This is a genomic window from Sphingopyxis sp. (assembly GCF_036402335.1).
GTDB lineage: Bacteria > Pseudomonadota > Alphaproteobacteria > Sphingomonadales > Sphingomonadaceae > Sphingopyxis.
This window is the reverse complement of record NZ_DASWTD010000056.1, coordinates 1-7,695: the sequence shown is the minus strand read 5'-3', so window position 1 is coordinate 7,695 and position 7,695 is coordinate 1. Positions and strand designations below refer to the sequence as shown.

Below are 7,695 nucleotides of genomic sequence, written 5' to 3'. Positions count from 1 at the left end.
AAGGCCTTTCCTACATTATCCGGCCATGCCAGCCTTCATCCCGGCTCTTTCATCGGGTGGACAAAAGCGGTTGCCGGCCGGTGTGGGCAAACGGTCAGGGCCGGGCGCTTCCAGCACCCGGCAGGGTCAAATGGAACGGCGCACAGGGCTGAACATTACTGACCTTTGGACAATGTTGCAGCGGTAGCGGCAACTCCCCACCCCAAAGCAGACTTCGCCGGTGCCGTTCGCTCCGCGCTCAGGCCCCGCTAGCCCGGCTGGCCGCAAGCACGTCCTCCAGCGTCCGCAAGAACTGCCGCGCGACCTTCGACGGCTGGCGATCTTCGAGCGTGACCCACGAGATGGTGAAACCGAGCGGCGGTTCGGTGCGGTGCCACGAAAAGCCCGGTGCCTGCGATGCGCGCGCGGTGAATTCGTCGACGACGGTGATGCTGCCCTCGAGCTGCGCAAGGCGCGCGGCGATGAAGAAGGTCTGGACCGACACCGCCTCGCGGTAGGCGATGCCGCGTTCGCGCGCGGCACGGGTCAGCACGTCGCCGATCGGCCCGGTCGCGGCGACGCCGATCAGGTCGCGGTCGGCAAGCTCGCCGAGCGGCAGGCGGTTTCCGACCTTGCCGAAGGCTTCGCTCGGACCGAAGGCGACAAGTTCACCCTCGGTCAGCAGCGTGCGCGTCAGCCGCGGGTGCGGCGGCGGGGTATAGGCGACGGCGATGTCGGTCTCGCGCTCGATCAGCGAGCGGACGAGATCGTCGTGATGGTGCGTGTGAACCTCGAACGTCACGCGCGGCCAGTCGCGGCGGAACTGCGCGATCGCCTGCGGCACGACGTCGAGCGCGAGGCTGGGGACGATGCCGAGCCGGATATGCCCGCCGCCCGCCTGCGACAGGTTGCGCGCGGTCTGTTGCAGCGAAGCGAGGCGGTCGAACACGTCGCCGGCCTCGCGGATCAGCGCATGCGCTTCGTCGGTGGGGACGAGCCGGCCGCGCGCGAGCTGGAACAGCGGAAAGCCAAGGCTGTCTTCGGCATGGCGCAGCGTTTTCGAGATCGACGGCTGCGACACGCCGAGCGCGCGCGCCGCGGCGCTGATCGACCCATGGGTATAGACGGCGTGGAAAACCTCGATCTGACGAAAGCGCATGACCCGTGTGTACCCCCGCAAAAGCCGGGGGCCAACGGTGTTTGCGGTCATGGGCGCAGCGCGACCGCTTCGACCTCGATCAGGGCTTCGGGCGCGAGCAAGGCCGATACGACCGTCGAGCGGGCCGGATAGGGCAGTGCGAATATCCGGCGATAGGCATCGTTGAAGGCCGCGCCGAACGCCGGATCGGTGAGCCATGCGGTGACCTTCACCACGTCGCGCGGCGCGCAGCCTTCGGCGGCGAGGACGCGAACGAGGTTGGCGAGTGCGCGTTCGGCTTGCGCCTCGATCCCGCCGGGAACGATCGCGCCATCGTCGCCGCGCGCGAGCTGACCCGAGGTGAAGACGAGCGAACCCGCGGTGCGCGCGGCGGACAGGGGCGGCGTGGTCATGATCATTCTCCCGGCGGTTGGACGATGCCGGTCCCTATGCGCGCGCGGCGCCTCGAGACAGGACGAAAAGCGTTATCACCCATAGGCCCGGGTTATGGCTTGTCGATGTCAGTTCCGCCAAAGGTACGCGGCGCAAGCGAGGTCCTGGACGATCGAGCCCAGCGATTTGTAAATGGTGACGTCCGATGCGGCGATGCGGCCCGGCGCCGTGCCGGCGAAAATATGGCCAATGCCCGGTAGAATATGGTCCTCGCCGACCAGCCCGGCGTCGCGTGCGCGATGATATTCGGCGCCCTGTGCGATCACGCCCTCGCGGTGATCGGGGACGAAGCGCGCCCGCGCGACAAGCGCCTCGTCGATCTCCGACGGGCCGGCGCGGCTCGACCCGACGGCGTTAATATGCGTGCCGTCGGCGACATCGGCGCTGAACAATATGGGGTCGGCGGCGCCGGTCAGCGTGCATATGATATCGGCGTCCGAGACGGCTTTGGCGATCGAGGGCGCGGCGCGCGCGACGAGGCCGAAATCGGCTGCGATGCGCCCGGCCAGTTGCTCTGCCTTGTCCTTTGCGCGTCCCCAGACGCGGACTTCGTCGAGCGCGCGCACGTGGCGGATCGCCGCGACATGGTGCCACGCCTGCTCGCCGGTCCCCAAAATGGCGAGGCGCGATGCATCGTCGCGCGCGAGCGCGTCGGTCGCGGCGGCAGAGGCGGCCGCGGTACGGATCGCGGTGACCTCGCCCGCGTCGATGACGCAGACGGGCGCACCGCTCGTCCGGTCGAACAGGATGATGACGCCCTGATGCGATTTGCCGTGCGCGGCGGCGGCGGGAAAGATGCTGATGATCTTCGCGCCGAACCCCGCGCCGTCGAGCGCGCCGGGCATCACCCCGAACAGGTCGCCGTCGCCAAGCTCGATGATCCCGCGCAGCAATTGCCGGCTGCGCCCTTCGGCCAGCGCGGCCATCGCGGCGCGCACCAGCGTTATGCAGAGATCGTGGGGCAGGCGGCGCTCGACCTCGACCGCGTCGATGAAGCGGATCGGATCAGCCACCCCAGACGCTTTCGGCGTGGCGCAGGAAATTCTGCCCCATGATCTTCTCGATCCGGCGGCTCGAATAGCCGCGCGCGGCGAGCAGGCTGATCAGCTTGCGGAACTGGTCGGGGCCGCGCAGGTCGACGACGAAGGGATAGGTGTCGGGGCGCTCGCCCGACGCGCTGATCCCCGCGGCGCGGCGTTCGGCGATTTCCTTGGCGAGCACGGCTTCATAAGCTTGGAGATCGTCGATCTGGCCGATCGTGCCGTCGGTGCCGATCCCGACATGATCCTCGCCGCAGATATTCACGGCGTGATCGATATGGCGAACGACATCCTCGGCGCGCGCATGGCCCGAGATGTTGAGGAAAGGCATGAAATAGATGCCGATGAAGCCGCCTTTTTCCGCTACCAGTCGCAGTTCGGCGTCGGTCTTGTTGCGCGGCAGATCGGTGACCGCGCGGCAGCCGGTGTGATTGATCGAGATCGGCGCGGCGGAGGCGCGTGCGGCTTCGAGGCAGGTCTGCTCGCCGCTGTGCGACAGGTCGACGATCATCTTCTGCGTATTGAGCCGTTCGATGATCTCGCGCCCGAACGGGGTGAGGCCGCGATTTTCGGGCGCCATCGATCCGTCGCCGAGCTGGTTCGCCGGATTATAGGTAAGCTGGAAGATTCGCACGCCGAGATTGGCGAAGATATCGACGCGGGCGGGGTCCTTGCCCATCATCGCGCCGTTCTGAAAGCCATAGATGATGCCGATCTTCTTTTCGGCCTTGGCACGGCGGATGTCGGCGACGCGCAATATCTTGATCAGGTCGCGCGCGTGACGGCGCAGCAGCATGTCCGTCTCGGCGACGTCGGCGACGCTCTTCTCGAACGGCTCGGCGGCACCCGCGACATAGCCGAAGGTGCAATTGATCGCGGTGACCCCCGACGCATGCGCTTCGGCCAGCACGCGCGGCGAAAAGGGATCGGCGGCGTCCTGCACATTGGGGTCGGCAAGCCCGCCGAGCGCATTGACGATCACCCATTTCCGGCTGTCGGGTGCCGCGCGTGCGATCGACGGCAACAGCGAAGCCGCGGCCATGCCCGTCGCACCGGCAATCATCGTGCGCCGGTCAATCCTCATCGCCAAGCTCCTTCTGTGTCGGTGCACGATAATCGGCGCGCCGATATTCGCGGCCGCGTTTCACCGTCATGTCGATGCGCTCGATATTGTCGATATCGGCGAGCGGGTCGGCGGTGAGCACGACGAAATTGGCGAGCTTGCCCGCCTCGATCGACCCCATCTCCTTGTCCTGTCCCGCCGCCTGCGCGCCGACGAGCGTCGCCGAATAGATGACCGCGAGCGGGGGCATGCCGACGTCGCGCGCCAGATAGCGCAGCTCGGCATGGACTTCGGGCCAGGCATCGCCTGCCTTGTTGGTGAAGTCGGTGCCGGTCGAAATCGGGAGCCCCGCGCGCCACGCCTGCTGCGTCAGACGGATCGTCCGCGTTCCGGTGCAGCGTAGCGGCTTGGCCTTCGGGTTGGCCTTGCGCTCGGCCTCGAACTTGACAAACAGGCTGCCCGTTGCGTCGAGGATCGTGCCCTTTTTGCGCATCGCGTCGAACAGGCGTGCGACGACCGGATCGTCGCCGGTCGGTGCCAGCAATTCGTCTTTCACCGGCGTCCGGTCTTCGTAGGCTGCGAGCATTTCGGGCTGCGCTTCGTAGCCGAGATAACAGACGTGGCTGACCGAATCGACGCCTGCTGCGATCACTTCGGCAGGCCGTGCCGGAAAGACCGCGCTGTGCGCCCAGACCATCAGCTTCTGGCGATGCGCCTCGGCGGTGATCGCCGTGACGCGCTCGGCGGGCAGGTTGGCGTAGATCTTGATCGCGCTCGCCGAGGTGCCACGCGCCAGCGTGACTGCGGTGCGCAAGTCGGTCTTCGTGTCGATCGCCTGCATCCATGGCGCAGTGCCCGGCGTGAAGCCGCGGCTGACCGCGAGTACGCGCGGATCCTCGAAAAAGGACGGTCCCGCCATCAGCGCGGCATAATAGATGTCGGGCGCCGGAATTTCGCCGACCAGCGACGCGCGCGCGAGGTCGCCGACCGAACGCAGGTCGTCGGCCATGTCGCGCACCGCGGTGACGCCGCCGTAAAGCTGGCGGCGCAGGATGGCCTCGGCGCGCGTGCGGTTCGGCGGGGTCGCGAGATGGACATGGCTGTCGATCAGCCCGGGAATGACGAAGCGGCCGGCGAGGTCGACGCGGCGCGCCGATCCCGCCTGCGCGGCGAGGCTGCCCGCCGCGCCGACGGCGACGATCCGTTCGCCGTCGACCAGTATATCCTGTCCCGTGCGCGCCGGGGCGCCCGTGCCGTCGATCACGGTCGCGCCGGCGTAGAGAATCGGTTCGGCCGCCCCGGCGGGCGCGGCGGCGATCAGCGATGCGGCAAGGCCAAAGGACCGGAACACCATGCGAAAGTCGAATGTCATGGGCATGTGGCTAGCCGTCCCGTTTCACCTTCGCAATCGCGATGGCGATGGTTGCTTCAGACCGTCGCGAAGAGCGCGAGGACGACGCCCGCCGCGACGAGCAGTAGGCCCGCGATCTCGTGCCAGCGGACGCGTTCGCGGAGGTAAAAATGGGCGAAGGCGACGGTAAAGATGACCTCGACCTGCCCGACGATGCGGACGAGCGCGGCGGGCGCGGCGGCGAAACCGATGTACCAGCACGCCGAACCCAGTGCCGACAGTAGCCCGACCTGGCTGGACGTGCGCCACGATCGCAGCGCGGAGGTGAACGTCGGGCGGTCGCGCACCGCAATCCACGCGAGATGGAGGACGCTCTGGATCGCCATTACGACGACGAGCGTGACCAGCGCCGACGATATCAGGTCGAGGCCGGGCAGTTCGGCGGTCGCGAGCTTGATCGCGATCGCCGCGCAAGCGAACATCGACCCGGCACCAAGGCCGCAGAGCGCCGCGGGCTGGCCGAGTGAGCCGAGGATCTGGCGCGCGGTAATGCCGCGTCCGGCGAGCGCGAGGACGAGCACGCCTGCGACCCCCGCGACGATTCCGGCCCACGCGAGCAGCGGCAGATGTTCGTCGAGGAGAAGCGCGGTCACCAGCGCGGCCTGCATCGCTTCGGTCTTGGAAAAGGCGGTGCCGACGATAAATCCGCGGTGCCCGAACGCCATGATCAGCAGGATGGTGCCCGCCATCTGGGTCGCGGCGCCAAAGGCTGCGAAGCCGAGGAATTCGCGGCCAAGCTGCGGGACATGCGCGCCCTGCAGCCAGAGCCACGCCCCGGCGAAAACGAGCGCAAAGGGCAGGCCATAGAGATAACGCACGAGCCCCGCGCCGCTGATGCTGAGCTCCGCACGCAGGCGTTGCTGGAGCGCGGTGCGCCACGCCTGGAACAGCCCGCCGAGCAGCGAGGCGGGAAGCCATATCGGGTTCATGCCGGCCGCCTTGGACCATGGGGCGTTGCCGCCGTACCATGCAGAATCGTCTTTCTCCCCGCTTTCGCCCTTGCCGGAACGCTGTCCTCTATATAAGTTAGTATTCTAAGTAAATTGCAACCGGGGCGTAAATGATACGGCGATATCGGCAGTCGTTTGGGGAAGAGCGTTCGCCCGGCGGGTCGGCGCGCCAAGGGCGCGGCGCATGACCGACATTGCGACCTTGCTTCCCCCCTTGATGTCCGGTGCCGTTGGCCCCGGCACCTTGTCGGGCCTTGCCCGCTTGTCTGGCGGAGCGAACATGGAGAGCTGGTCGTTCGACTGGGCGGGGTCGGGCTATGTGCTGCGGCGTGCGCCGTCGGCGGCGTATATGGCGGACCGTCCGTTCGGGCATGCCGATGAGGCGGCGCTGGTGATGGCGGCGCATGATGCGGGGGTGAAGGCGCCCGAAGTCGTCGGGGTGCTGGCGGACGGCGACGGCATGGGCACCGGCTATGTGATGCGGCGGGTGGCCGGCGAGGTGTCGCCCGCGAAGATCCTCGCCGATCCGCCACCGTCGCTGCTGGGCGATCTCGGCCGCGAACTGGCCCGCATCCACCGCATTCCGATGGATCGGGTGCCCGCGGCGATCCCCTTGATGGACACGCGCGAAGCGCTGGCCGAGCTTCGGGCGCGCTTCCGGTCGTACGGCGGCGACCGCCCGGTCATCGCGCTGGCGATCCGCTGGTGCGAGGATCATCTGCCGCCGCCCGCCGACCCCGTGCTGGTCCATGGCGACTACCGGATGGGCAATGTGATGGTGGGTGGCGCCAAAGAGGGTGGAGGCCTGGCGGCGGTGCTCGACTGGGAGTTGGCGCACCGCGGCGACGCGCATGAGGATCTCGCCTTTGGCTGCATGACGGTGTGGCGCTTCGGGAAGCTGGACCAGCCGGCGTTCGGGGTCGGCAGCCTCGAAGACTATTTTGCGGCCTATGAGGCGGCGGGCGGCGTCAAGGTCGACTATGACCGCTTCCGCTTCTGGCTGATCTACCGGACGCTGTGGTGGGCGCTCGGCTGCTTGCAGATGGGGCAGATGTGGCGGAGCGGCGCCGACCCGACGGTCGAGCGCGTCGTCATCGGGCGGCGCACCGCCGAGCAGGAACTCGACCTGCTCGTGCTGCTCGACGCCGAAGCGCCTGAAGATGAACGGGAGAGAGCGTTGCCGTCTTCGCCGGACATCGCGCCCGCGCCGGCGGGCGAGCCGACGAACCGCGAGATGGTACAGGCGGTGCGCGACTGGGTCGAGGGTGCGATCAAGCCGGCGTCGCAAGGCCACGCCAAGTTCGAGGCGGTGGTTGCGATGAACGCGCTCGGCATCGTGCTGCGCGACCTCGATGCGGGCGTTCGCGCTGAGGACAGGGCGCTGTCAGAGGCGCTGCTGGCCGGCACCACGACGCTTGCCGAACCGGGGCTGCTCGCGAAGCTGCGCCGCGATGTGCTGGAGAAGTGCGCGATCGACAGCCCCAAATATACCGCGCTTGGCCAGGCGCGCGCCGAGTGGCGCGGATAACGGGGAGAGAGACGATGGATTTTGGGATGCCTTCCGACTTGCAGGCGTATCTGGGCGAGCTCGATGCGTTTATCGCGGCGGAGATCCGTCCGCTCGAGCTGGCGGACGACAATATCCGCTTCTTCGACCACCG

General features: G+C 67.8%; 7 protein-coding genes. 1 reads left to right on the top strand and 6 read right to left on the bottom strand.

The genetic code is table 11. From position 1 onward, the window contains the following. Positions 1–238 precede the first annotated feature (238 nt). The 6 genes from VGD20_RS01665 to VGD20_RS01640 all read right to left on the bottom strand — a co-directional run bounded on the left by VGD20_RS01665 (position 239) and on the right by VGD20_RS01640 (position 6,013). Positions 239–1,138: a LysR family transcriptional regulator gene (locus VGD20_RS01665; RefSeq protein ID WP_331132790.1), complete on the bottom strand. Its 900-nt coding sequence runs from the start codon at positions 1,136–1,138 to the stop codon at positions 239–241. 47 nt (positions 1,139–1,185) lie between these two features. Then, complete coding sequence (locus tag VGD20_RS01660; protein WP_331132789.1) at positions 1,186–1,530, bottom strand: RidA family protein; 345 nt, start codon at positions 1,528–1,530, stop codon at positions 1,186–1,188. A gap of 108 nt (positions 1,531–1,638) precedes the next feature. Beyond that, positions 1,639–2,583, bottom strand: coding sequence for an ornithine cyclodeaminase family protein (locus VGD20_RS01655; protein ID WP_331132788.1), 945 nt, complete (start codon positions 2,581–2,583; stop codon positions 1,639–1,641). Next, the gene (locus VGD20_RS01650) at positions 2,576–3,694 is read right to left on the bottom strand and encodes a dipeptidase (RefSeq protein ID WP_414714528.1); all 1,119 of its coding nucleotides are present in this window, start codon (positions 3,692–3,694) and stop codon (positions 2,576–2,578) included. The genes VGD20_RS01655 and VGD20_RS01650 overlap by 8 nt, the downstream gene beginning before the upstream one ends. After that, positions 3,684–5,045: an amidohydrolase family protein gene (locus VGD20_RS01645; protein ID WP_331132787.1), complete on the bottom strand. Its 1,362-nt coding sequence runs from the start codon at positions 5,043–5,045 to the stop codon at positions 3,684–3,686. Before VGD20_RS01645 ends, VGD20_RS01650 begins: the two co-directional genes overlap by 11 nt. 56 nt (positions 5,046–5,101) lie before the next feature. Next, the gene (locus VGD20_RS01640; RefSeq protein WP_331132786.1) at positions 5,102–6,013 is read right to left on the bottom strand and encodes a DMT family transporter; all 912 of its coding nucleotides are present in this window, start codon (positions 6,011–6,013) and stop codon (positions 5,102–5,104) included. 205 nt (positions 6,014–6,218) lie between these two features. On the opposite strand from VGD20_RS01640, the gene VGD20_RS01635 reads away from it, so the two are divergent. After that, positions 6,219–7,562, top strand: coding sequence for a phosphotransferase family protein (locus VGD20_RS01635; protein WP_331132785.1), 1,344 nt, complete (start codon positions 6,219–6,221; stop codon positions 7,560–7,562). The last annotated feature ends 133 nt before the right edge of the window (positions 7,563–7,695 follow it).

Coding starts and splice junctions, on each gene's coding strand:
- VGD20_RS01635 (WP_331132785.1), top strand. CDS start 6,219: ATGACCGACATTGCGACCTTGCTTCCCCCCTTGATGTCCGGTGCCGTT.
- VGD20_RS01665 (WP_331132790.1), bottom strand. CDS start 1,138: ATGCGCTTTCGTCAGATCGAGGTTTTCCACGCCGTCTATACCCATGGG.
- VGD20_RS01645 (WP_331132787.1), bottom strand. CDS start 5,045: ATGACATTCGACTTTCGCATGGTGTTCCGGTCCTTTGGCCTTGCCGCA.
- VGD20_RS01640 (WP_331132786.1), bottom strand. CDS start 6,013: ATGAACCCGATATGGCTTCCCGCCTCGCTGCTCGGCGGGCTGTTCCAG.
- VGD20_RS01650 (WP_414714528.1), bottom strand. CDS start 3,694: ATGAGGATTGACCGGCGCACGATGATTGCCGGTGCGACGGGCATGGCC.
- VGD20_RS01660 (WP_331132789.1), bottom strand. CDS start 1,530: ATGACCACGCCGCCCCTGTCCGCCGCGCGCACCGCGGGTTCGCTCGTC.